Raw genomic sequence first — 24,237 nt, 5'->3', positions numbered from 1 at the left:
ATCGCCGCTATCGCCATCACGCATCGCTCCGTTCCGCGATGCGTGATCGGCAAACCCGGCATACCCCGCGAGCCCTCCCTTCAATCGCCGTCGTCCTGAACGCCCTCCCGGTGAAACAGCGCGAGAAAATGCTGCGCGGGAATGCTCAGCGGCCGGTCGCGCCGCACGAGGCTGCCGTATGACGGCAGCTTTTGATCGAGCTCGTAATCGAGGATCGCGACGAGCCCGTGCTCCGCGTTGCGCTGCGCGACCGTCAGCGGAATCACGCCGAGCATGTGAGACCGGTCGACGAGGTTCATCGTCGTCAGGATCGAGCCCGTTTCGACCAGCCCGCGCGGCATCGGCTGGTGACGCGCGCGGAACTCGCGCTCGACGACCTCGCGCGCCGGGCTGCCGGCCGGCTGCAGGATCCACGTGTAATCGAGCAGCGCGTCGAATTCGACCGGCCCGGCGCCCGCGAGCGGATGGTCGCGGCCCGCGATGATCGCGAGCGCCTCGTCGTCGACCACGCGGAAGTCGCAATCGGTGCCGACGTTGCGCCCGATCACCACTTCGAGCACGCCTTCGCGAAGCTGCGGCATCAGCCGGTCGCTCGTATCGACCGCGATGTCGATCGCGAGCAACGGGTAACGTGCCTTCAACTGCACCAGCGCCTCGGTGAGCCGCCCCGGCGACGCCGCCATGATGCTGCCGATCGCCAGCCGCCCCGCGCTGCCGAGCTGCAGTTCGGCGAGTTCGCGGTTCAACGCCTCCACGCTGCCGCGGATTCCACGGAAATAGCCGAGCACGCGCGCGCCGGCCGGATTCAGCACCAGCCCGCGCCCGATGCGATCGAACAGCCGCTGGCCGAGCGCACTCTCGAGTTCGGCCAGCATCTTCGTCGCGGCCGGCTGCGTGAGGCCCATCTGCTCGGCCGCCGCGCGCAGCGTCGAGCATTCGTCCACGGCAAGCAACAGCGCGATCTGCCGCATGCGCAGCCGGTTCAGCAATTGGGGAGTCGAGTCTCGTCGATCGATCGAGCCCATTTCGATTACTCCAGGTTATCGATTCATCAAGAGTTTTCAATTTACCGACTCATTCCGTCTACCTAGCATGAACCCCATACACGAACGGCCACGCGCCGCCACCGGAGACGCAGCATGAACACGAAACCGACCGCCGCCCGACGCGCGGCCCGCCACGGAGACGCCGCATGACGACCGCCGCCCCCCTGCCCGTCGTCGCGCTGACGCTCGGCGACCCCGCCGGCATCGGCGCCGAACTGATCGCGAAACTGCTCGCGCGGCCCGACGCGACAGCGCACGCGAATCTCGTGCTGATCGGCGATCGCTGGCTGTGGGAAGCCGGCCAGCGCGTGGCCGGCGTGCTGATCGACGTCGAACCCGTCGCATCGCTCGCCGCGGCGCGCGGCCGGCCGACGACCGCGCGCGCCGCGTTCGTCGATGTCGATACGGTCGATCCCGCACAGGTCACCGTCGGCCAGGCCGGCGCGGCCGGCGGCCGTTCGACGCTCGCCGTGCTCGATCAGTGCCTGGAAGCCGCGCTCGCCGGCGACATCGACGCGATCTGCTTCGCGCCGCTGAACAAGTACGCGATGAAGCTCGGCGGGCTGAAGCACGACGACGAACTGCATCACTTCGCCGAAGCGCTCGGCGTGACCGGCTATTTCTGCGAATTCAACACGCTCGGCGAACTGTGGACCGCGCGCATCTCGTCGCATATCCCGCTGAAGGACGCGGCGGGCTGCCTGAGCATCGAGCGGATCGAACAGGCATCCGAACTGATCTACCGGTCGCTGCTCGCGAACGGCGTCGCCGCGCCGAAGGTCGCGATCGCCGCATTCAACCCGCACGGCGGCGACGGCGGCAGTTGCGGCCGCGAGGAAGTCGACATCATCGAGCCCGCGGTGCGCAAGCTGCAGTCGCGCGACTGGCCGACCGACGCGCCGTTCCACGGCCCGTTCCCCGCGGACACGATCTTCCTGAAGGCGCAGGCCGGCGACTACCAGGCGATCGTCACGATGTACCACGACCAGGGGCAGATCGCGATCAAGCTGCTCGGGTTCTCGCGCGGCGTGACCGTGCAGGGCGGGCTGCCCGTGCCGATCACGACGCCCGCGCACGGCACCGCGTACGACATCGCGGGCCGCGGCACGGCCGACGTCGGCGCGACCTGGCAGGCGCTGCAGATCGCGTGCCGGATGGGCGCCGCGCGCCGCACTCCCGCCGTTTCGGCGTGACGGCCACGCCTGCCGCCCGCCTTTCACACACGACAACATCGATTCTCGGAGACACCACCATGAAAATCCGGTCCGTGCGCGCACGCGTATTCCAGTGGAAGGGCAAGACCGTCCCGCCGCAGGGCAACTTCTGCTCGAATGCGATGGACCTGCTGTACGCGCCGCAGGAAACGATGAGCACGTTCCGCTTCCATTCGTGGACGATCGTCGAAGTCGAGACCGACGACGGCATCGTCGGCCTCGGCAACGTCGCGCTCGCGCCGCACGTCGCGAAGGTCATCATCGACCAGTACCTCGCGCCGCTCGTGATCGGCCAGGATCCGTGGGACTACGAGTACCTGAACCAGCGGATGTATCGTGCCACCCACGCGTGGGGCCGCAAGGGCATCGGCATGGCGGCGATCTCGGCGGTCGACATCGCGATCTGGGACATCCTCGGCAAGAGCGTCGGCAAGCCGGTGTTCAAGCTGCTCGGCGGCCGCACCAAGGAAAAGATCCCCTGCTACTACTCGAAGCTCTACCGCACCGACCTGAAGGCGATGCAGGACGAGGCGCAGCACTATCTGAAGGAAGGCTTCCGCGCGTTCAAGATGCGCTTCGGCTACGGGCCGGCGCACGGGCAGCAGGGGGTGGTCGAGAACCTGAAGTCGGTCGCGGCGATCCGCGAGGTGATCGGCTATGACAACGACCTGATGCTCGAGTGCTATATGGGCTGGAATCTCGAATACGCGAAGCGCATTCTGCCGAAGCTCGAGAAATACCAGCCGCGCTGGCTCGAGGAACCGGTGATCGCCGACGACATCGACGGTTACGCGGAGCTGAACCAGTTGACGCGCATTCCGATCTCCGGCGGCGAGCACGAGTTCTCGCTGTACGGCTTCAAGCAGTTGCTCGACCGCAAGGCCGTGTCGGTCGTCCAGTACGACACGAACCGCGTCGGCGGGATCACGATGGCGCACAAGATCAACGCGCTGTGCGAGGCGTACAGCGTGCCGGTGATTCCGCATGCGGGCCAGATGCACAACTATCACCTGACGATGAGCACGCTCGCGTCGCCGATGAGCGAGTACTTCCCGATGTTCGACGTCGAGGTCGGCAACGAGTTGTTCTATTACATCTTCGACGGCGAGCCGGTGGCCGAAAACGGCTTCCTGCAACTGCGCGACGACGTGCCGGGCCTCGGCCTCACGCTGAAGACCGAATTCCTCGACCAGTTCGACATCGTCGAGTGAGGCCGACCATGAACGCACGCTACCAGGGCGTCTTTCCGGTCGCGCCGACGATCTTCGACGCGCACGGCGCGCTCGATCTCGACGGCCAACGCCGCTGCCTCGACTTCATGATCGATGCCGGTTCGCAGGGCCTCTGCATCCACGCGAACTACTCCGAGCAGTTCGCGCTCGGCGACGACGAACGCGACCTGATCACGCGCACCACGCTCGAGCACGTCGCGGGCCGCGTGCCGGTGATCGTCACGACGTCGCACTTCAGCGCGCGGATCTGCGCGGAACGCAACCGGCACGCGCAGGCGCTGGGGGCGGCGATGGTGATGGTGATGCCGCCGTACCACGGCGCGACGTTCCGCGTGCCCGAAGCGCAGGTTCGCGCGTTCTTCGCCGAAGCGGCCGACGGGCTCCGCATTCCGCTGATGATCCAGGACGCGCCGGCCAGCGGCGTCGCGCTCACCGCGTCGTTCCTCGCGACGCTCGCGCGCGAGATCGATGCCGTGTCGTACTTCAAGATCGAGACGGCCGGCGCCGCGTCGAAGCTGCGCGAACTGATCGCGCTCGGCGGCGACGCGATCGAGGGGCCGTGGGACGGCGAGGAAGGCATCACGCTGCTCGCCGATCTCGACGCCGGCGCGACCGGCGCGATGACAGGCGGCGGTTATCCGGACGGAATTCGCCGGATCACCGACGCGTATTTCGCCGGGCGCCGCGACGAAGCGTGCGAGCAGTACGCGCGCTGGCTGCCGCTGATCAACTACGAAAACCGCCAGTCGGGCTTCCTGACCGCGAAGGCGCTAATGCGGGAAGGCGGCGTGATCGCGTGCGACCGGCCGCGCGCGCCATGGCCGGAATTGCATCCGCAGGTGCGTGCCGGGTTGCTCGACGTCGCACGCCGGCTCGACCCGCTCGTGCTGCGCTGGGGGCATTAGACGTTCAGGCGCATGCGGTGTGCGCTTCACGGCTCCGGCCCGAGGCGCATGCCGCGCGGCCGGACAGACGTTCGCGCCGATGGGGAATGCGCACATGCGTTGCGCATCGGCGGTTAACCCCGTGCGGATTCGTCACGGCGTGACAGCGGTCCATCGGAAGATCGCTGCAGCAGATCGACAATATTGGAGACATCATGAATTCGTTGACCCCGGCCACCCCGGCATACGAAGCCGGCGAAGCCATTCCGCACCGCCGCTGGCTGCGCGTGATTCCGCCGCTGCTGCTCGCCTGCATCATTTCCTACATGGACCGCGTGAACATCGCGTTCGCGATGCCCGGCGGGATGAACGCCGAGCTCGGCATGGACGCGACGATGGCCGGCCTTGCCGGCGGCATCTTCTTCTTCGGCTACCTGTTCCTGCAGATTCCCGGCGGCCGGCGCGCGGCGCTCGGCAGCGGCAAAAAATTCATCGCGTGGTCGCTCGTGAGCTGGGCCGTGCTGTCGGTGCTGACCGGGCTCGTCACGCACACCTGGCAGTTGCTGGCGCTGCGCTTCCTGCTCGGGGTGGCCGAGGGCGGCATGCTGCCCGTCGTGCTCACGATGGTCAGCCACTGGTTCCCCGACCGCGAACGCGGCCGCGCGAATGCGATGGTCATCATGTTCGTGCCGCTCGCCGGCATGATCACCGCGCCGCTGTCCGGCTTCATCCTCGCCGCGTACGACTGGCGTCACCTGTTCTACAGCGCGGGCGCGCTGTCGCTGCTGTGCCTGGTCGCGTGGATGCTGCTCGCCGACGACGGCCCGGAGACCGCGCGCTGGGTGTCGCCGCGCGAGAAGGCGTACATCCTCGACGCGCTGCGCGACGAGCAGGAACGCAAGCGCGCGGCCGGCGCGCCGGCCGCCGCATCGTTCGGCGAGATGCTGCGCAACCCGACGATCTGGCTGCTCATCGCGATCAACTTCTGCTACCAGGTCGGCATCTACGGCTATACGATGTGGCTGCCGACGCTGCTGAAAAACCTCACGCACGGCGGGATGGGAAAGGTCGGCCTGCTCGCGATGCTGCCGTATGTCGCGATGGTGATCGGGATGTTCGTCACGTCGTATTTGTCTGACCGAACCGGCAAGCGACGCCTGTTCGTGCTGCTGCCGCTCGTCGGCTTCGCCGCGTGCCTTGCGCTGTCGGTGCTCACGCACGCGTCGATGGCCGTGTCGTTCGGGTTCCTGATCGGCTGCGGCTTCTTCCTGCAGGCGGCCGCCGGCGTGTTCTGGGCGATTCCGCCGAAGCTCTGCAGCGTCGAGACGGCCGGCAGTGCGCGCGGCCTGATCAACGCGCTCGGCAATCTCGGCGGGTTCTGCGGCCCGTATGCGGTCGGCGTGCTGACCCAGCACGTGAGCTCGGCGGCCGGTGTGTACAGCCTGGCGGTCACGCTCGCGGTGGCCGGCCTGCTCGCGCTGACGCTGCCGAAACGCTGCGAAGACTGATACGGGATACCTGACATGCAGGCCCGCGAACGAAATTACGGAGACACACCTTGAACGACATCCTGCTGCTGGTGCAGAAATGCGCCCATACCTTCAGTTTCTACGACCTCGACACGAAAGCCGCGCTCAAGCACATCGTGCTGCCGAATTTCCCGCACGAGTTCACCGTCGACGTGAACGAGCGCTACGCGTATGTCGGCATCTTCGGGATCGAGACCGCGTGGTCGCGCGGCCATGAAGGCGACCACCGGATCGCCGAGATCGACCTCGTCGAACGCACGCACACGCGCATGCTCGACCTGTGGCCGTACTACCGGCCGCACGGCATGGCGAGCGACCGTGACGGCCGGTTGTACGCGATGAGCGAGGCGCACGACATGCTGCTCGTGTTCGACGAGCCGACCCGGCAACCGGTGCCGAACATGGCCGTGCCGTCCGGCGGCGTGAAGACGCACCTCGTGACGCTCACACGCGACGCGAGCCGCGCGTACGGCGTGCACCTGCTGTCGAACACGGTCACGCAGTTTCATCCGCGCGACGCGACGATCGCGCCGCGCGCGGTGATGCCCGGCCCGCGCCCCGAAGGCAATGCGCTGTCGGCCGACGAACGCACGCTGTTCGTCGCGAATCGCGGCGACGACACGCTGGTCGAGATCGACACGGAAACGATGACCTGCGGCCGCCGCGTGAAGACGCGCAGCGATCCGAACCGCATCTACCGGACCAGCGCGCCGGACGGCCGCGACCTGCTGCTGCTGACCAACTCGGGCGAACAGTCGATCTCCGTGTTCGATGCACGCCAGCTCGAGGAAATCGAACGCATCGCGCTGCCCGCGAACCCGACCGCGCTGTCGTTCCATCCGTCGCGGCGCGTCGCCTACGTGTCGTTCCAGGACGACTACGTGCGCGAACTCGATCTCGAAACCTGGCGTTTCGTCGGTGCGCTGGCGACGCTGCGCGAGCCCGATGCATCGTACGTGCTCGCGGGAGCGCGCTGACATGCGCGACGGATCGCCGCCCGACGGATCACCGCCCGACGGCATGCCGGACGCGCTCGTCGATGCGCATCACCACCTGTGGCGGCTCGATGCGGGCGCGCACTATCCGTGGCTGCAGGCGCAATACGATCCGGCGCGCTTCATGTTCGGCGATTACGCAGCACTGTGCCGCGATTTCGGCGTGGACGATTTCCGGCGCGCGGCGCAACGCGCGCCGATCGTCGCCAGCGTGCACGTCGAGGCCGAACGCGCACGCGACGAAGCACTGGCGGAAACGCGCTGGCTGCACGAGGTCGCGGCGGCGCACGGGTTGCCGTCGGCAGTCGTCGCGTGGGTCGACCTGCTGGCCGGCGATGCGGACGAACGGCTCGCCGAACAGGCTGCGTGGCCGCGCGTGCGCGGCGTGCGCTTCAAGCCGCGCACCGCATCGTCGCCGGATGCACCCGTCGACGGGCCCGGCACGCTGCACGATCCGCGCTGGCCGGCCGCGCTGGAACGCGTCGCCGCGCACGGCCTGTGCTGGGATCTGCGCGTGCCGTTCTGGCATCTCGGCGACGCGGCCGCGCTGCTCGCCGATGCACCCGGTGTCGACGTCGTGCTCGAACACGCCGGGCTGCCTTGGGATCGCTCGGACGCAGGGCTCGCGCGCTGGCGCCGCGGCATGGAAGCGCTCGCGGCATCGCCGCGCGTGGCCGTGAAGATTTCCGAACTCGGCTTGCGCGACGCCGTGTGGAACGACGCGGACAACGCGCGGATCATCCGCGACACGATCGCGATCTTCGGCTGGGAGCGCTGCCTGTTCGCCAGCAACTTCCCGGTGGCCGGCCTGCGCGTGTCCTATCCCGCGCTGCTGCGCACATTCGCCCGCGCGATGGCGGACCTCGACGACGCGGCGCGCCGCGCGATCTGGCATGACAACGCGGTGCGCGTTTACCGGATTGCGCTCGACGAGCCATCCCGGCCGGCTCGCGGATAAGCCGCCTTTACGCGTCTTTCCCCAACCCGTCGACAGGGCATGGCGCCCGGCTGCGGCCGGCGACCAAGTGGCAGCGCGCTCGCGTATTCGATCCTTCGCACGCAATCGTGCTTGACCCGGCCCTTGGGGTCGCCTTTATGCTGAGCGCAACGAATCGACAGCAGAGAGAGGTGACGGATGAGTACGTCCACGCACCGTTTGAACGCATCGGCGGCTGCCGCGCGGCTCGGCGTATCGATCAAGGCGCTGCGGCTCTACGAGCGGCACGGCCTCGTTACGCCTGAACGAACGCCTGCCGGATACCGTGCCTATGGCCCGGACGACCTCGCACGCGCGGCCGACATCGCGGCGCTGCGTGCGCTCGGCCTCAGCCTCGCGCAGGTGGCGAGCGTGCTCGATGGCGATGCCCGCAGCCTGGACGACGCGCTGGCCGCTCACGAAGCGACGCTCGACCACGGCATTCAGGATCTCGTGCGCAAGGTCGACAGCGTGCGCGCGATCCGTGCCGGCCTTGCGCGCGGCCGGATGCCGGCCGACGGCGAACTGACGCGGCTGCTCGACGATACCGGCGCCGGCGTCGCGTTCAGCCTGCCGTGGCCGTGGGGCGGCGAGTGGTTCGAGTGTCGCGATATCCGGCCGTTGAACTACATCATCGGCTCGCTCGGAAGCGGCAAGACGCGGCTGGCGCTTCGGCTGGCCGACGCGCTGCCAGGCGCCGCGTTCGTCGGTCTCGATCGGCTGGAAAACGATGGCGCTGCCGCACGCGATGCGTTGCGCATCGATCCGGAACTGAAGTCGCGCGTCGGCCGCGCATCGGCCGTGCTCGTTGGCAACGGTGCAACGCCGTCGGTAGCACTCACCGCGCTGTTCGCCAGTCTCGAAGCGGACGGCCCGCGTGCGCTGGTCGTGGACATGATCGAACAGGATCTCGACCGGCCCACGCAACTGGCATTGATCGCCCATCTGCGCGAACGCGCGACCGCCGGAATGCGGCCGCTGTTCGTGCTGACGCGCTCGTCGGCGATCCTCGATCTGTCGGCGGTCGGCCCGAACGAAACCATCATCCTGTGCCCGGCCAATCACAGCCCGCCCTCGCGCGTGGCGCCCTACCCGGGCGCGCCCGGCTACGAAGCGGTTGCCACATGCCTTGCGTCGCCCGAGATCCGGGAGCGGATCGCGCGTCGACCGGAAGTGGCGTAAGCCGACATCCGCTCGCTGTGCCGGCAACATGCCGGCACCCACCATCACGACGCCAGCCGCCCCATCCTGCGCGCCATTGCCGGACTCACCGCATGCCCCGGATCGAAGCCGAAGAATTCGAGCACGTGCCGCGCGACGTCGTCGCGATCGTTGTCCGCGCAGATCATGTGGTAGCTGTTCTCCAGCACGATCCCGCGCGCGTCGGGCATTTTCTCCAGCAGAAAATCGGCCGAGCGCAAGCTCGTCAGCTCGTCCTCGCGCGCATGCAGCACGAGCGTCGGGCATCGCGTATCGGCTGCGGCTTCCAGCGCCCAGTCGCGCATCCGGTCGACCTGCCGCACGCACGCGAGCGGCACCCACGCATAATGGAACCCGTCCTGCCGCTCGAACTTCTTCTTCACGATCGCGCGGATCGTCGCGTTCTTGATGCCGAACGGCTCGCCTTCCTCCACACGCATCCGCTCGGCCACACCCGGCACGCGATACAGCACATGCCGCACCGACCGATACCACGGCGTCGACCAGCCGTCGATGAACACCGGCGTGGCCAGCAACGCGAGCCGGCCGCGCGCATGCTGCACGCGGTGGCACAGCAGCAGCGCGACCAGCGCGCCCATGCACATGCCCGCGACATGCAGCGTGTCGTACTCGCGTTCCAGCGCGCGATACTGCTCGGTCACCGCGTCGAGCCACGCCTCCGCGCGCACGCCGACCAGATCCTCGGGGCGCGTGCCGTGCCCCGGCAGCGTGATCATGTGCGTGTCGCCGCCCGCGCGCTGCATCGCCTTGTGCAGCGAACCGAGATCGTATTGCGTGCCGCCGAGCCCGTGGATCAGCAACACGCCCGTGCGACCTGTCATGACACGTGTCCGCTCATTCGTCCGCCGGCCACACGCGCTCGATCTGCCAGACGCCCGCGACCACCGTCACGTCGACGTTCGAATCGAGCAGCGGCGCGCCGTGATCGGTGATCGTCTGCGTGCCGCCGTCGCGCTGCACGACGCGCAGCGACAGCGATGCGCGATCTTCACCGGCGATTTCCGCATTCCAGTAGTCGCTCAGCGCAGCGCGATCGCCCGGCTGCACGCGTTCGAGCACGAGCGGCACGCTCGCGATCTGTGCGTGTTCGACGCCGACGCCGAACACGCGCTCGACGTCGCCGCTCCACTCGATCCGGCCCGACCCCGGATCGAGCACGTACGCGATCTGGCCGGCGCTCGCGAGCGCGAGTTCCATGTTGTTCTGCAGCACCGCCGCATGCTCGTGCACGCGTTCGCGCGTCGTCTTCAGCGTACTCACCGTCAGCACCAGCAGCGACGCGACCGCCAGATAGAGCTGCGCCTCGAGCAGCGAACTGCCGTAGTGCTCGTGGAACGATGCGAACGGGCCGTCGCCCTGCGCGGTCTGCTCGATCACGATCAGTGCAAGTATCAGCACCGACGACGAACCCGCGCGGCCGCCGAGCAGCAGCGTCACCGCGACGGTCAGGAACAGCGGGACATACGTGAACGCGAACCCGGCGCCCGTGCCGAATTTCCGCGACGTGTCGCCGTCGAAGATCACAAGCGCGACGATCGCGAGCAACACGAACGCGACGACGCCGAGCATCAGGTCGAAGCGTTCGTGATCGCCCGAACGGTGCGCGCGAAAGCGCGACCACGACGCGAGCACCGGCGTGACCAGCAGCACGCCGACGAAATCGGACGCCGCCCACACGAACCACACGTCGAAGAACGACGCGTCCTTGAGCGTCGCGTACCACGCCGCGCCGCCGATCGCGCCGACGACGCCCGCGATCAGCCCGGCGAGGATCACCGAGCGCAGGAAGTACAGCCCTTCGAGCGAGAAGCGGATGCGCCGCACGAGCCACACCGCGAGCGCGGCCGCGCCGACTTCGTCGACCGTGAACAGCGCCGCGTTGATCAGGCTGCCGTGTTCGATCCCGGTCAGCGCGAGCTGCGCGACGAGGAACGCGCCGGCCAGCGTCGGCCATTCACGCAGCGGCCGCAGCATGAACGCACCGACCGTCACGCCGGCCGGCAGCCAGATATAGCCCGTCAGCCGGACGGGGCCGTTGAACTCGTGCGAGATGTAGCCGGTCGCGAGATACAGCGCAGCCCAGAGCAGCGCGCCGACGAGTCCCGGCTGCGATCGTTTGGTATCCATCGAGAATCCCTGTGTATTGCGCCGTGCGGGCAAGCGCGCTGCCGCTCGGAAGCGGCGGCGCGCCGGTGGCTGGCAGGTGCGCGATGTGCGAATGATATGCGGACGGGTTGGGCGGTGGAATACCGGGAGCCGGAAGCACGTTCGGGGCGCCGGCGCGCCCGCAAGCTGGCGAGTGTGACCGGGAAAGTATCGGAAAAGTTCGTTGTTTGCCGGGCGCTATCAGGACACGTCAGCGTGTCGTCCTGGCCGGACGGCCAAAATCGCGCGCAGCCGGTCGATCACTCCCAACATGAAAGGCATCCGAAAGCGTTCGTTTCAGGTATCGTCCACGTCTCCAGCCGACATTCAGTATGACCACACGCAATGGAAACAGTACCGGCCCGGCCGATATCGGCCCCTTTGATGCAATGAGCCGATTTCGCGTCACGTACGACGGGCCCGCGCTCGAATCGTCCGAGATGGACGTGCGCGAACTTGCACCCGCGCTGCTTGCAATCGGCGATTTGCTCGACGCGTCGACCCGCGCGCTGTGCGGCGATCGGATTCGGCCGCAGGTGAACGTGCGCGGCAGCTTCAAGACCGGCAGCTTCGGCGTCGACTTCACGCTCGCGACATCGCTGCTCGGCCGCATGCGCGACATGCTGAGCGGCAACGAAGGCACGGCGCTCGCCAATGCGGTCACGATTCTGACCGCGCTCGGCATCGCCGCACCCCGGGCAAGAAAGGGGCTCTTCGCCGTCCTCAAATGGCTGCGCGGGCGCGAGATCCAGCAAGTGCGGATGCACGACCACACCGCGGTGCTGCACGTCGACGGCGACGAACTCGAGATCGACCTGCCCGTCCTCACCCTGCTGCGCGACGTCCGCGTTCGCAACGCAACCGCACAAGTCCTTGCGCCGCTCGCGCGCGAAGGCATCGTGATGTTCGCGGCCGGCACCGATACGGAAATCATCGAGACGGTCACCGGCAACGAGATCGCGTGGTTTATCGCGCCCGAACCAGCCGATGCGCTCCTTCTCGACGAGCATCGAAAGATGGCATTCTCGATCGTGTCGCTCGCGTTCAAGGACGACAACAAGTGGCGACTGTACGACGGCTCATCGACGATTCACGCAGCGATCACGGATACCCGCTTCCTGTCGCGCGTGAACAACAGCCAGATCAGCTTCAGCAAGGGAGACGTGCTCGTCTGCAATGTCCGAATGCAGCAGTGGCAAACTTCGGACGGCGCAAAAACCGAATACGAGGTCACGGATGTCCTCGAACATCGCCCGGCCGGCCTGCAGATTCAATTGCCCGGCCTTTGATCCGCGTCGAAGGCCACGCTCCCAACCCAACCCGTCATCCATCATGAAACCGGCGATCGATCTGCGTCCTGCCTCCCGGGAGGATCTCCCGTTCCTGCTGACCCTCCGCCGGCTCACGATGACCGAGCACCTGCAACGGGTCGGCGCACCCACCGACGACGAAGCGCACGACCGGCGCATCCGGGCAAATTTCGAAGACGCGATGATCGTCTGCGAAGGCGCCGATGCAATCGGCTTGCTGAAGGTGACGCGCGCCGCCGGCGAATGGCACGTCCATCAGATCCAGCTCCTGCCCGCGCGCCAGGGCCAGGGCATCGGCGAGGCCGTGCTGCGCGAATTGCTGACCGAAGCGGCACGCGCGAACGTGCCGGTGTCGCTCAGCGTGCTGCACGGCAATCCGGCGCGGCGCCTCTACGAACGGCTCGGCTTCCGGCCCGCATCGGAAACGGAAGCGAGCGCGAGCCTCGTCTGGCGCGCGTGACGCGTCAGATGTCGAAGCCGTGTTATTGCGTGATCTTCGCGCCCTTCAGCAAATTGCCGATCATCTGCGCACTCGCCTTCTCGACCGCGATCGCCTGCAGTTGCTGCTGAAGCACCGGCTTCGCAGTCTCGAAGCCGGGCACCTGCGTCGGCCGCTTCGCATCCAGCTTCACGATGGCCCGCACGCCGTCGACCGGGATCGAATCCTTCGTCACGGCGCCGACCGTCAATTTCTCGAGCGCCTGCGCGATCGGCAGCGGCAATCCGGCCGTCTTGCCTTCCGCCGCCGGCGTATTGAAGCTCACCCACGGCAGCTCGCCGCCGGCATCGCGGCTCGGCGCCATGCTGTACTGGCGCGCCAGCCCGTCGAACGACTTGCCCGACTTCAGCTCGCTCAGCACGGTCGCCGCCGTCGCAGGATCCTTGACGACGATCAGCCGCGGCTTGTACTCGTTCTTGCCGAGCGCCGCGACGAGCGCGTCATAGCGCGCCTTGATCTGTTCGTCGGTCACCGGCTCGGGCTTCACGTTGTCGCGCACGTACAGTTGCACCTCGGCATTCGTCTTCGCCTGCTGGATCGCTGCCTTGACCTCGGGCTTGTCCGCGTAGTTCGCCTTCTCGGCGGCCTGCTGAACCAGCACGCGCGTGATCAGTTGCTGCTTGATCGCGTCGCGGACCTGCGGCGAGTCGGGCTGCCCCGACGCGCGCAGCACCGCATCGACGTCCGCCTGCGTGATCGCCGTGCCGTTGACGGTCGCGACGGTTGCCGTCGTGCCGGACGGCTGCGACGCAGCCGCCGTCTGTGCGTGGACAGGACCGCTCAGCGCGCCGGCCAGCACGGCAATCAGCAACAGGCGATTCGGTGTCGTTTTCATCTTCATCATTTTGTCGCTTCGTGTTTGGAAAACGCGGCATGGGGCATGCCGCGCAGGTTCACCGGCGTTGCCGCACGCCGGTGCAACCGTTCAGTCGTTCAGGTTCGTCATCGCGAGCACAGGCCGCCTCCGCCCGTGCCGCTGTCATTGTGCACGGAACCGCGTTTGCGCGTCGGGAGGTTAGGGGCGGCCACCGAAGGCGGCGAGGCGCGCGTTGCGCGCGCCGTTCATCGGAAACGTCGAATACGCTCGTTGCTTCGAGGGCCCGGCCGCCAGTCGATGCGGCGCCACGCATGCTTCACCGGCACCGGCCGCACCGCCGTCAAGGCGTCCACCGATACACGGTGATGCTGTTCCCCTTCACGTTGTTCTTCATCACCACATACTCGCCGTTCGACCGGCGATACGCGCGAATGCTGTACATCGCGTCGATCGCGCTGCTGGTATCGACGGTCGCGGGGCTCGCGTTGACCAGCGTGGTGTCGAGATTGCCGGTGGTGAGGTTGAACGCGTCGACGTTCGGCCACAGCGGCCCGCTGCTGCTGAACCAGTAGCCGACGAACAGATGGTTGCCGGCTGCGTCGATCGATTTCGCGCCGCTGTGCGGCAGCGTGATCACCGGGTCGGGCTTGGTCGTGTTGCCCGCGCTCCAGCCGTGATACACCTCGATGCGCGTGCCGATCGACGTCCAGTCGTTGGTCCCGACCGCGCCCTGCGCGAGCACCATCGTGTCGCTGTCCGCGAGGTAGACGATGCGCGTCAGCGGCTGGATGCTGGCGGGAACGCGGGTCGCGATGCCCGCCCCCCACGACGGCTTGCCGCTCGCGTCGAAGCCGGTCAGCGGGTAGTGGTAGATCGCGCCGGTCTTGTCGAGGCCGGCCCACACGCCGCCCTTGCTGTCGATGCTGAACCCGCTCGTGACGCGCTGCGTCGTGTTGAACGCGGGGCCCGGAATCGATCCGTCCGGAATCGCGACATAGCCGTTCGCCGCGTTGAAATGGAAAAAGTAGAAGACCGGCGGGTTCTGGCCCGCCGCGACGAGAATCCGGTTCGCGCCGACGGACGTGAGCAGCCCGAAATGCTCGTCGCGCTGCGTGTCGCTCATGTTGATGCGCGGATCCGACGGGTACGTGAACGGATCGACGGTGTTCGCGACGAACGTGCCGCCCGCGCTGCCGCTGTACACGTGCGTGCCGCCATAGAACAGCGCGCCGTCCGTGACCGGGTCCGGCGCGGCGATGCCTTCGAAGTTCAGCGACTGCAGCGTCCAGCGCAGGCTGCCGGCGCTGCTGTACGCATGAATGTCGGTGGCGCCGTTGCGGCCGAGATCCCAGCTTCCGCCCCACGGGTTGTTGAGCACATAGAGATTGCCGGCGCTGTCCTTGCCGATCCCCGCGATGCGCGTGAAGCGTTGCGCGCCGACCTGCCCCTTGATGCCCGTCGTCGTGTCGAGATAGCCGCCGCGCACGCCGAACGTGCCGGCCAGCGCGGGCCGGCCCGACACCGTAAAGCGCTTGATGTTCATGTCGGGGCCTTCGTCGCCCACCATGAGCTGCCCGGCCGCCGCATCGAAATACAGCGCCGACGGCTTCGACCCGGCCGGCAGCCGGATCGTGTTCAGCAGCGCGCCGGCCGGGCTGAAGCCGACGACCGAGCCCGCGCTCTTCTGCGCGACCCACACGTTGCCCGCGCCATCCACCGCGAGCGCGCCCGGCGCCGACACGTTGATGTCCCGCTGCCAGACACCGTCGGTGGTGAACACGCGAACGCGATTGCCGTAGAAGTCGCTCGCATAGAGCAGCGAGCCGGCCGTCGCGAGCCCGGTGACGACGTCGATGCGCGGCTGGTTGGTCGCCGCGCTGATCTGGATCACGCGATCGCGATACTTCGTCGCGCGGCTGTACCGCCCGACCGCGCCGCTGCCGTAAGTCTTGCCGGGCTGCAGCGCGACGAACAGCGATGTCGCGTTGCCCGTGATCGCGCTGCCCTGGAATTCCGAATGCGTGCCCATCGAGCCGACGCTCTTGCCGTTCTGGTAGATCGCGACGCCGCCTTCATCTTCGTCCCACATCGACGCCGTGTAGATGACGCCTTCGGGCGCGACCCACATCGAACGCGCGACGTTGCCGACGTGGGCCGCGAGCGTGCCGTACGTGTTCGCCAGCCAGTCGGTGGTGTTGCCTGCGTGTGCGACCGGCGCGATCGCGGCGATCGCCGCGGCAAGAAGTGCAGCCTGAATACGTTTTCCAGCGACCATGACTGATGCTCTCCTGAATGGGGCAAACATTCACATGACGGGCCGGCCGGCCAGACGGCTTGAAATCCGCGATGCGTAAATTATTCCGCTGAATCATCTGGCGCAGTCGGTATTACGTGCGGCATGCCTTCGATAATGAGCAGGGCGAGAATAGCGTTATATAAGTCGAAAAAAAATGCGGACCGTCCGTGCCATTGCGCTTTTCATCGGATCGGCTTCGATCGCATTGCCCATGGCAACCATACACCCCGACGGCAGGCGCGGCTGTGCGGCAGTGAATGTTCACTTGCGCGTTCGATCGGGAATGGGGGAAATCGGAGAAATCAGGCTGTTCGCCTGCGGGAATATCGTCGCTGGTTCGACGACGACAAATTGAAACCGCGAATACCGTTTCCGGCGAATCGGGAAAAAGCTACCGCATGCAATGCGGAATCATTGCCACAAAACAAATCGCCGGCCTGAATCCGTTTCGAATCCAGGCCGGCGCTTGTCATTTACCGTGGAGCAGGCAACGCTCCGTCGCCGTCGCGTTGCCACGCATCATGCCGATGCCGACGTCTCCGGCACCTTCACCTGCATGACGCGCCCTGCGTCCGGATCGTCGTCGTCGCGCGGCGCGTCGAGCTGCCCTTCCCACTTCGCGACCACGGCAGCCGCGATCGAGTTGCCGACGGCGTTGGTGGCCGAGCGCCCCATGTCGAGGAACATGTCGACGCCCATGATCAGCAGCAGCCCCGCTTCGGGCATGTTGAACTGGTTGAGCGTCGCCGCGATCACGACCAGCGATGCGCGCGGCACGCCCGCCATCCCCTTCGACGTCACCATCAGCATCAGCAGCATCGTGATCTGCGTGCCCAGCGGCAGATGGATGCCGTACACCTGCGCGATGAACAGCACCGCGAACGTGCAATACATCATCGAGCCGTCGAGGTTGAACGAATACCCGATCGGCAGCACGAAGCTCGAGATCTTGCGGTTCACGCCGAAGCGGTCGAGCGCGTCCAGCAGCTTCGGATACGCGGCCTCGGAACTCGCCGTCGCGAACGACAGCAGGAACGGCTCGCGGATCAGCCGGATCAGCGTGAACGCGCGCTTGCCGAGGAACGTCACGCCCGCGAGCGTCAGAATGCCCCACAGCAGCGCCAGCGCCAGATAGAAGCTCGCCATGAATTTCGCGAACGTGAGCAGGATGCCGAGCCCTTCGGTCGTGATCGTCGACGCCAGCGCCGCGAACACCGCGACCGGCGCGAACCACATCACCGCACCCGTCACCTTCAGCATCACCTGCGCGAGATCGTCGATCACGCCGGTCAGGCGCTTGCCCGCTTCGCCGAGCGCGGACAGCGCGGTACCGAAGAAGATCGAGAACACGACGATCTGCAGGATTTCGTTGTTCGCCATCGCCTCGGCGATCGATTTCGGTACCAGGTGAACCACGAAATCCTTCAGCGTGAATGCGCCCGTCTTCAGGCCGAGGGTCGCATCGGACGCCGGCAACGGCAGGCTCAGGTGGCTGCCCGGTTGCAGGAGCGTCGCGGTCAGCAGGCCGAGCAGCAACGACGTGAACGACGCGATGAAGAACCAGCCGAACGCCTTGACGCCCACGCGGCCCACCGCGCCGCCGTCGCCCATCTGCGCGATGCCGACGGTCAGCGTCGCGAATACCAGCGGCGCGATGATCATCTTGATCAATCGCAGGAACACGTCGGACAGCAACGACACGTAGCCGGCGACTTCCTTGGCCATCTTCGGGTCGGGAAACGCGCTATGGCACGCGTAACCCACTGCAATACCAAGAATCATCGCGACGACGATGTACTTGGTAATGTTGCGATTCTTCTTCATTAGCAATCCAAATTACAAAGCGTGTGCTTCCAACGGCTGGAAAATCATTCGCGTCCGGCTGCGAATCGGAACTCACGTCGCAACGCGTGCGACAGGCCCGCTTCCGGCGGTCGCCATGGCGGACAGGGGGGGCATTCTAACGCAAACGGCCCGCATGCTTTCAAATCCGAAAGAAAAGGCGGTTGATCTGCGTCCATGCGGCGCCGGAAAGGCGGGATTTGTCGCGATCCGCACCGACCGGCGCGAGCGGCCATCGAGTGCTGCAACCTCGACGGACAGGCCGCCCGTGCCGACCGGCGACGACACGGGAAGACCATCGCGACACATTCTCACAAAGATGCGCAGACCTCGACACTACCGCACGTAACCTCTATGTAATATTTCGAAATGATTCGCGTTGCCGTAACGCCCGAGCGGCAATACGCAATCTCGAGTCGGGAATGCGGGACCGCGTTCGAGCCGTTGTTCCAGACAGGGCAAGTCATTCGCTTGATAAGCAGTCCTCCCAATGAATGAACGGGAAAAATCGGCATCGTGATGAACATTCTGTACACCAACTTCCACGGCGACTATGGCGGCGGCCAGGATACCTATGTCCGCGATCTCGCCGCCGCGATGAGCCGGCATCACCGCGTGACCGTCGCGTCGCCGGAGGGAAGCCGCCTGTCCCGACTGTTGAAGGACAGCCCCGACGTGGCCATCTTCGACATGGAATTCAAACCGCGCTGGAACCGGCTATGCCAGGAGCTTGTGCGGCTGCGCCAGCGGATCGTCGCCGAGCGCTTCGATGTCGTTCACGTCAACGGGTCCGCCGATCACCGGCAGGTGATGCTGGCGCTGCTCGGGTGCCGGCACCGGCCGGCGGTCGTGCTCACCAAGCACAACACGTATCGCGCGGACAGCTTCGGCAACCTGCTGCGTGCGCGGCTTGCAACCGACCACACCATCGCGGTCAGCGACTACGTCGCGAGCATGCTCGCGCTCCGGTCGCCGTACGGGAACGTCACGGTCGTCAAGCACGGCGTGCGCAGGCAGGCCGCGGAACGACCGGCGGGCGACGAGATCCGCCGCCGCAAGGTCGCGCTGTTCGGGCCGTCCGGCGCGGACGCGATCGTGCTGGGCAGCAGCGCCGGCACCGCACCGGAGAAAGGCTGGATGGATCTGATCGCGGCGCTCGGCCGCCTGCCCGAACACGAGCGCGAGCGGTTTCGCGTGCTGCTGGTCGGTGCGGAGCCCTCCTGCGCGCAGCGCGAGCAGATCGCGCGGCACGGCATGACGTCGCGCACCGTGTTCACCGGACGGCTCGACGACGTATGCGCGCCGTTCTCGATCATCGACGTGTCGTTCGTGCTGTCGTACCACGAGAGCCTGTCGTACGCGTGCCGCGAAGCAATGTCGCTGGGCTGCCCCGCGATCGTGACGCGCGTGGGCGGGCTGCCCGAGAACGTCGAACCGGGCGTGGACGGATGGGTCGTTCCGCCGCGCGAGCCCGCAGCCATCGAGGAGATCCTGCGCGCGATCGTGCGCGAGCCCGGCTGCGTCCGCGCGATGGGACGCAGCGCGCGGCTGAAAGGCAAGCGCGAGTTCTCGTTCGACAGATTCGTCGACGCGACCTTGTCCGTCTATCGAAAATCGATTCGACACAACCCGCATCGCTGGGCGACATCCTTGAGGTCCATGTAATGGCCATGAATATCTGGAAGAAGTACTGGGACCTGCGGACGCAGGAGTGCCCGTGCGACGTGCACTTCGTCGAGTGGCTGGAAGCCGTTCGCCTCAACGGCATCCGCATCTATCACTTCGGCACCGGCGGCCACCACCACGTCGGCATCGAATGCGCGCGGCCGCACCTGAACAACGCCGTCTTCGGCGTGACGGCATCGCCGAAGGAATACAAGTCGTATGTCGATCTCGTCACGCGGCAACCGGAGGTGAGCAAGACCTACCTGGCGTATTTCGGCGACATCTATACCAGCAACTCGGACCTGCTGCCGGCGTTCGACGTCGTCACGCTGTTCCACCTGTGCGAATTCCGCGACGAAACGAACAGCCGCTACGGCGCGATGACCGACGCGGACGTGCTCGACCTGTTCGCCCGCCATACCGCACGCGAAGGTCACCTGCTGTTCTACAAGGGCTCGTCGGCCTACCGGAAGGCCGAACCGATCATCGAGCAATGGGCGGCGAATGCCGATTTCACCGAGGTCGGCGACTTCAAGACCCTGCGGATTTTCCGCAAGGCCGCGTAACCCTGCGTTGTCACGATCCGCCGATGCTTCTGTCCGCCACGCGTTATCCGATCCTGATGTATCACCAGATACGCCCGCTGCCGCCGCCGCCCGACCGGCTGCGCAGCCTGAGCGTTGCGCCCGACGCGTTCCGCCGCCAGATGATGCTGTTCGGGCGGCTCGGCTACCGCGGCCTGAGCGTGCGCGAACTGCAGCCGTATCTGCGCGGGGAGCGCAGCGGGAAGGTCTTCGGCATTTCGTTCGACGATGGCTTTCTCAACGTGCTCACGCATGCGATGCCGGTGCTGGACGAGCTCGGGTTCACCGCGACCTGCTATTTCGTCGCCGGCCGGTTCGGCGGCGAGAACGACTGGGATGCCGGCGCCGATACTGCACGCTCGCCGCTGATGACGCGCGAAGACATGCTCGCGTGGCGCGATCACGGCCATGAAATCGGCTCGCATACGCTGGATCACGTCGCGCTGTCGCACGTGCCGGCGCACGTGTCGGACCTTCAGGTAATCGAGTCGAAGCGGCGGCTCGAAGCGCTGAGCGGCCGGCGCGTCGAATCGTTCTGCTATCCGTACGGCGATCTGGACGCGCGCGTCCGCGACCAGGTCGCCGCCGCCGGGTACGGCAATGCGACGACGACCCGGCGCGGTTGCGCCGACGCGTCCGACGATCCGTTTCTGCTGCCGCGGATTCCGGTGGCGGGCGGTGTCGGTGCGCTTCGGTTGCTGTTCAAGTGTGCGCGCTGGCGGGTGCGCAAGCGCGGGTAGCGCCGGGAACGGCGCTTGTGCCGTGGCGGAATGGTGAAGCGTCGGCACCGAATTCGATCGGCCCGACGCTTGCGCACGGATCGATGCCTTTGCCGAGGCAAGGTCTTCCGGATCGCGGCCGTCGCCACCGCGATCGCCGCGCGTGCGCGATCAGTCCGATGTTTCCCGCGCGAGTTTTGCCTGCCGCCGGGTCCGGTCGTTCACGATCTGGTGGCGCCGATGGTCCGTCATCTTCTTCCACGCGCGCGCTTCGTCCCGCGTTCGCAGGCACGCCACGCAGTAGCCCGTCCTGCCGTCGAACGAGCACACGTCGATGCAAGGCGATTTGACTGCCATGCTTATTGCCCTCGCGTCGCCGGCACGACTTCGACGGTGACATGCGACAGATCCTTGAACCGCTGCAGCACGCCGTGATAGAAGCGCGAATCCCGCTTCGGGTCGTCCGTCGCCACCGACACGACCGCGCTCATGTGGCCCGGCCCGAGACGCCAGACGTGCAGGTCGTTGATCGTGTCGCCACCGCTTTCGATTGCGCTGCGCACGTTATTCGTCAACCGACGGTCCGAACTCATGTCGAGCAGGATCGCGCCGGTGTCGCGCATCAATCCGTATGACCAGTTCGCGATCACCACCGCACCGATGATGCCGGCCAGCGGGTCCATCCAGAGCCAGCCGAACGCGCGCGCGAGCAGCAGCCCGACGATCGTCAGCACGGAGACCGCCGCGTCGGCAATCACGTGGATGTAGGCCGACCGGATGTTGTGATCGCGCGCCGCCGCCGCGGACGCGCCATGGTCGTGCTCTTCGAATGCCAGTTCGTGCTCGCGCCCGTTCAACTGGACAATGGCCGTGAATTGATGCGGCTCGGGAATGTTCTCGACCGACTCCAGGCATGCGCCGCGCACGCTCATCGCGAACGCTTGCCGCGCACCGTCCGGACGGATCGTCGTGATCGATGCTGTCGTGATGTCGCCGAGCGTCGCGCCGGCAATCGCCGGAGCGATCCGGAACACCGGCGGCACGCCGTCTTCGAAGATCGATACGGAAAACGCGCCGCTTTGATCGAAGACCGAGTGCGTCGCCTCATCGTGGCCGTGGTCATGACCGTGATCGTCATGTCCATGGCCGTGGTGATGCCCATGCCCGTGACCGTGCCCGTGGTGATCGCCGCTCAGCAGCCAGACGCTCGCGATGTTGACGAGCAGGCCGACAACCGCGATCGGAATGGCCTCGCCGAAATGGATCGGAACGGGCGCGAGCAAACGCGCGACCGCTTCATAGCCGATCAGCAGCGCGATCATCGCGAGCACGATGGCGCTCGTGAAGCCTGCCAGGTCGCCGAGCTTGCCCGTGCCGAACACGAATCGCGGATCGCTCGCATGCCGGCGCGCGTACGTGTACGCGAGCGCGGCGATCAGCATCGCGCCCGCGTGCGTCGACATGTGCAACCCGTCCGCGATAAGCGCCAGCGAGCCGAAAATCGACCCGCCGACGATCTCGACCACCATCATTGCCGCGCACAGCCCGATGACCATCCAGGTCCTGCGTTCGTTCTGTTCGTGCGCGGCACCGAGAAAGATGTGGTCATGCCCTGCGCCGAAGGCGTCGTTCCTGAAGTCGCTCATTCCTGCCTCGATCATTTGAAGTAGCTGTGAACGACTTCGATCAGCTGTTCGGTCGCGCTGCCCTCGTCCTCGTGCCCCTCGGCATCGACGAGATGGCTGCGGATGTGATCCTCGAGCACGACCGCGAGCAGGCCGTTCATCGCACCGCGGCCGCTCGTGATGAGCTGGAGGATCTCGTTGCAACCGCGCTCTTCCTCCAGCGCGCGTTCGATGGCTTCAACCTGTCCCTTGATCCGGCGGACACGATTCAGCAGCTTCTGCTTTTCCTTGACGGTGTGGCTCATGGCGATCCTTTCATATACCGGGGGGGAGTATATCCCGAAAGGACTTTCCATATAGGGGGTAGGGCTATATTCAGCGAGACGAGCGGTAGAGCTCGAACTGCGGACCACCGGCGCTTGACTGCCGCTACACGTGCCCACGACGCCACGTCGCCCATCCGTGAAAGTTTACTTGTAGAGATTCAGACAGATAAGTAGCATCTTCTACATGATTCCTCTTTCGACCTGGTCGATTCTCGTTCTGACCCTTCCCACGGAAAACGCGACGGCCCGCATGCGTTTCTGGCGCGCGCTCAAGGCGAAGGGCTGCGCCGTGCTGCGCGACGGCGTCTACCTGCTTCCGCACACGGAAGAACACGAACGCGTGCTGCGCGAACTCGCGAACGCGATCACCGAAAGCGGCGGGACGGCCCATCTGTTGCGCACGCCGAGCCTCGACGCATCGCAGGAGCAGGAATTCCGCGCACGCTTCGGTCGCGACGACGACTACACCGCCTTCATCCGCGAGCTCGCGGATGTGCGCAAGACGCTCGCCGGGCAATCGGCCGCGGAACTCGCCCGGCTGTTGCGCCGCCTGCGCAAGGATTTCGACGCCGTCAGGGCGATCGACTATTTCCCGGGCGATGCGGCGAGCCGCGCCGAAGTCGCGCTGCAGGACTTCATCGCGCTGGTCGACACGCTGCTGTCGCCGGGCGAGCCGCACGCCGCGGATCGCGTCATCCGCCGGCTTGCGGCCGACGAGTACCAGGGACGCACCTGGGCCACCCGCCAGCGGATGTGGGTCGATCGTGTTGCCAGCGCATGGCTGATCCGCCGCTTCATCGACGCGCGCGCCCGCTTCGTCTGGCTCGCGTCGCCCGCGGATTGCCCGCCTGACGCGCTGGGCTTCGATTTCGACGGCGCCGCGTTCACGCACGTCGGCGAGCGCGTGACGTTCGAGGTCTTGCTGGCGAGTTTCGGGCTCGACCAGAACCCGGCGCTGATGCGGCTCGGCGAGATCGTGCATGCGCTCGACGTCGGCGGCACCGCCGCACCCGAAGCGGTCGGCTTCGAGGCCGTGATGGCCGGCACGCGTCAACGCACGGAAAACGACGATCAGTTGCTGGAACAGATGAGTGCGGTGCTTGATTCGCTGTATGCGCACTTCGCGTCGAACGGAAAGAGCGAAACCGGAGGTGGGCCATGACCAGGACGGTAGCGTCAAACGTGCCGGGCTACTCGCTGGGCCAACTGGTCGGATACATGTTGCGACTCGGCGCGTTGGGGTTCGGAGGCCCGGTGGCGCTCGCCGGCTATATGCGTCGCGATCTCGTCGAGAAGCGCGGCTGGATCACGG

At 66.5% G+C, this 24,237-nt stretch carries 23 protein-coding genes; 14 read left to right on the top strand and 9 right to left on the bottom strand.

Annotation, left to right across the window (positions count from 1 at the left end):
• Positions 1-80 precede the first annotated feature (80 nt).
• Entirely contained in the window at positions 81-1,025 is a 945-nt protein-coding gene (locus tag OEJ37_RS05705) for a LysR family transcriptional regulator (protein WP_263343467.1), read from the bottom strand.
• Positions 1,026-1,192: 167 nt separating this feature from the next.
• Here OEJ37_RS05705 and OEJ37_RS05700 point away from each other — a divergent pair, with 167 nt between their 5' ends.
• From OEJ37_RS05700 to OEJ37_RS05670, 7 genes are all read left to right on the top strand, one after another.
• Positions 1,193-2,239: a 4-hydroxythreonine-4-phosphate dehydrogenase PdxA gene (locus OEJ37_RS05700; RefSeq protein WP_263343466.1), complete on the top strand. Its 1,047-nt coding sequence runs from the start codon at positions 1,193-1,195 to the stop codon at positions 2,237-2,239.
• A gap of 59 nt (positions 2,240-2,298) precedes the next feature.
• The gene (locus OEJ37_RS05695; protein WP_174416821.1) at positions 2,299-3,471 is read left to right on the top strand and encodes an L-rhamnonate dehydratase; all 1,173 of its coding nucleotides are present in this window, start codon (positions 2,299-2,301) and stop codon (positions 3,469-3,471) included.
• Positions 3,472-3,479: 8 nt separating this feature from the next.
• The gene (locus OEJ37_RS05690) at positions 3,480-4,397 is read left to right on the top strand and encodes a dihydrodipicolinate synthase family protein (RefSeq protein ID WP_175917279.1); all 918 of its coding nucleotides are present in this window, start codon (positions 3,480-3,482) and stop codon (positions 4,395-4,397) included.
• A gap of 194 nt (positions 4,398-4,591) precedes the next feature.
• Positions 4,592-5,884, top strand: a complete 1,293-nt coding sequence (locus OEJ37_RS05685) for an MFS transporter (protein ID WP_263343465.1) — start codon at positions 4,592-4,594, stop codon at positions 5,882-5,884.
• 50 nt (positions 5,885-5,934) lie between these two features.
• Positions 5,935-6,882 carry a YncE family protein gene (locus OEJ37_RS05680; protein WP_263343464.1) on the top strand — a complete coding sequence of 316 codons (948 nt, stop codon included), beginning with the start codon at positions 5,935-5,937 and terminating at the stop codon, positions 6,880-6,882.
• 1 nt (position 6,883) lies between these two features.
• Entirely contained in the window at positions 6,884-7,858 is a 975-nt protein-coding gene (locus OEJ37_RS05675) for an amidohydrolase family protein (RefSeq protein ID WP_263343463.1), read from the top strand.
• 177 nt (positions 7,859-8,035) lie between these two features.
• Positions 8,036-9,058, top strand: a complete 1,023-nt coding sequence (locus OEJ37_RS05670) for a MerR family transcriptional regulator (protein ID WP_263343462.1) — start codon at positions 8,036-8,038, stop codon at positions 9,056-9,058.
• 44 nt (positions 9,059-9,102) lie between these two features.
• On the opposite strand, the gene OEJ37_RS05665 is transcribed toward OEJ37_RS05670, so the two are convergent.
• A complete protein-coding gene (locus tag OEJ37_RS05665; RefSeq protein ID WP_263343461.1) occupies positions 9,103-9,918 on the bottom strand; it encodes an alpha/beta hydrolase in 816 nt (271 codons plus the stop codon).
• A 13-nt stretch (positions 9,919-9,931) separates the two neighbouring features.
• The gene (locus tag OEJ37_RS05660) at positions 9,932-11,224 is read right to left on the bottom strand and encodes an MASE1 domain-containing protein (RefSeq protein WP_263343460.1); all 1,293 of its coding nucleotides are present in this window, start codon (positions 11,222-11,224) and stop codon (positions 9,932-9,934) included.
• Between the two features lie 350 nt (positions 11,225-11,574).
• Between OEJ37_RS05660 and OEJ37_RS05655 the strand changes: the two genes are divergently transcribed.
• On the top strand, positions 11,575-12,531 hold the full coding sequence (locus OEJ37_RS05655; RefSeq protein WP_317891516.1) for a hypothetical protein: 957 nt from the start codon (positions 11,575-11,577) through the stop codon (positions 12,529-12,531).
• A 43-nt stretch (positions 12,532-12,574) separates the two neighbouring features.
• Positions 12,575-13,012 (top strand): GNAT family N-acetyltransferase, encoded by a 438-nt coding sequence (locus tag OEJ37_RS05650; RefSeq protein ID WP_175917271.1) that lies wholly within the window; start codon positions 12,575-12,577, stop codon positions 13,010-13,012.
• Positions 13,013-13,034: 22 nt separating this feature from the next.
• Here the strand turns inward: OEJ37_RS05650 and OEJ37_RS05645 are convergent, their stop codons facing one another.
• The 3 genes from OEJ37_RS05645 to OEJ37_RS05635 form a co-directional block, all read right to left on the bottom strand.
• Positions 13,035-13,892, bottom strand: a complete 858-nt coding sequence (locus tag OEJ37_RS05645; protein WP_263343841.1) for a peptidyl-prolyl cis-trans isomerase — start codon at positions 13,890-13,892, stop codon at positions 13,035-13,037.
• A 316-nt stretch (positions 13,893-14,208) separates the two neighbouring features.
• Positions 14,209-16,143 carry an SMP-30/gluconolactonase/LRE family protein gene (locus OEJ37_RS05640; RefSeq protein WP_263343458.1) on the bottom strand — a complete coding sequence of 645 codons (1,935 nt, stop codon included), beginning with the start codon at positions 16,141-16,143 and terminating at the stop codon, positions 14,209-14,211.
• 540 nt (positions 16,144-16,683) lie between these two features.
• Positions 16,684-17,988, bottom strand: coding sequence for a dicarboxylate/amino acid:cation symporter (locus OEJ37_RS05635; RefSeq protein ID WP_174416832.1), 1,305 nt, complete (start codon positions 17,986-17,988; stop codon positions 16,684-16,686).
• 537 nt (positions 17,989-18,525) lie between these two features.
• On the opposite strand from OEJ37_RS05635, the gene OEJ37_RS05630 reads away from it, so the two are divergent.
• Genes OEJ37_RS05630 through OEJ37_RS05620 form a run of 3 tightly spaced genes read left to right on the top strand, consistent with a single transcriptional unit; the run spans position 18,526 to position 20,995 of the window.
• Entirely contained in the window at positions 18,526-19,671 is a 1,146-nt protein-coding gene (locus tag OEJ37_RS05630; RefSeq protein WP_174416833.1) for a glycosyltransferase, read from the top strand.
• Positions 19,672-19,676: 5 nt separating this feature from the next.
• The gene (locus OEJ37_RS05625) at positions 19,677-20,237 is read left to right on the top strand and encodes a hypothetical protein (RefSeq protein ID WP_175917268.1); all 561 of its coding nucleotides are present in this window, start codon (positions 19,677-19,679) and stop codon (positions 20,235-20,237) included.
• Positions 20,238-20,260: 23 nt separating this feature from the next.
• Positions 20,261-20,995, top strand: coding sequence for a polysaccharide deacetylase family protein (locus OEJ37_RS05620; RefSeq protein ID WP_263343455.1), 735 nt, complete (start codon positions 20,261-20,263; stop codon positions 20,993-20,995).
• A gap of 150 nt (positions 20,996-21,145) precedes the next feature.
• Here the strand turns inward: OEJ37_RS05620 and OEJ37_RS05615 are convergent, their stop codons facing one another.
• The 3 genes from OEJ37_RS05615 to OEJ37_RS05605 are packed head-to-tail and all read right to left on the bottom strand — an operon-like array spanning position 21,146 to position 22,904.
• Positions 21,146-21,331 carry a DUF1289 domain-containing protein gene (locus OEJ37_RS05615; protein ID WP_175917266.1) on the bottom strand — a complete coding sequence of 62 codons (186 nt, stop codon included), beginning with the start codon at positions 21,329-21,331 and terminating at the stop codon, positions 21,146-21,148.
• A 2-nt stretch (positions 21,332-21,333) separates the two neighbouring features.
• Positions 21,334-22,620: a CDF family Co(II)/Ni(II) efflux transporter DmeF gene (gene dmeF / locus OEJ37_RS05610; RefSeq protein ID WP_263343453.1), complete on the bottom strand. Its 1,287-nt coding sequence runs from the start codon at positions 22,618-22,620 to the stop codon at positions 21,334-21,336.
• 11 nt (positions 22,621-22,631) lie between these two features.
• Positions 22,632-22,904 (bottom strand): metal/formaldehyde-sensitive transcriptional repressor, encoded by a 273-nt coding sequence (locus OEJ37_RS05605; protein WP_072438025.1) that lies wholly within the window; start codon positions 22,902-22,904, stop codon positions 22,632-22,634.
• A gap of 205 nt (positions 22,905-23,109) precedes the next feature.
• Here OEJ37_RS05605 and OEJ37_RS05600 point away from each other — a divergent pair, with 205 nt between their 5' ends.
• Positions 23,110-24,087: a chromate resistance protein gene (locus OEJ37_RS05600; RefSeq protein ID WP_263343451.1), complete on the top strand. Its 978-nt coding sequence runs from the start codon at positions 23,110-23,112 to the stop codon at positions 24,085-24,087.
• A partial coding sequence (locus OEJ37_RS05595; protein ID WP_263343838.1) for a chromate transporter occupies positions 24,084-24,237 on the top strand: 154 nt, incomplete at its 3' end. The genes OEJ37_RS05600 and OEJ37_RS05595, both read left to right, overlap by 4 nt.

It is taken from the genome of Burkholderia sp. BKH01 (assembly GCF_025685725.1).
GTDB lineage: Bacteria > Pseudomonadota > Gammaproteobacteria > Burkholderiales > Burkholderiaceae > Burkholderia > Burkholderia pyrrocinia_C.
The sequence above is the reverse complement of the archived record's forward strand: the minus strand, read 5'-3'. Positions and strand labels throughout refer to the sequence as shown.